This window comes from Cellulosimicrobium sp. CpK407, assembly GCF_051844275.1.
Taxonomy (GTDB): domain Bacteria; phylum Actinomycetota; class Actinomycetes; order Actinomycetales; family Cellulomonadaceae; genus Cellulosimicrobium; species Cellulosimicrobium cellulans_G.
Genome location: NZ_JBGNYC010000127.1, coordinates 1 through 225, shown reverse-complemented (window position 1 = coordinate 225; position 225 = coordinate 1). Strand labels below are relative to the sequence as shown.

The following is a 225-nucleotide window of genomic DNA, read 5'->3' as shown; positions in this document are numbered from 1 at the left end:
AGCCGGCGGCGACACCAGCTGGGTCGGTAACACCACCGCCACCGCCGGCTTCGCCGGGTTCCAGACCGGAACAAACGCATCCAACTCTGCCGACGGCACCGTCACCTGCGGACCCGGAAACCCCGCAGCCGGCTACGCCATCGGCTCGAACGTCTCCTCCGTCCACGCCCTGGATCTGCTGGGCAACCGCTACCTCAACCTCCACCAGTGCAACTGGAGGTCGGC

Annotated in this window: 1 protein-coding gene; it reads left to right on the top strand. The window is 68.0% G+C overall.

The features are described 5' to 3' along the window. A partial coding sequence (locus ABWU78_RS21020; protein ID WP_439159411.1) for a hypothetical protein occupies positions 1 to 225 on the top strand: 225 nt, incomplete at both ends.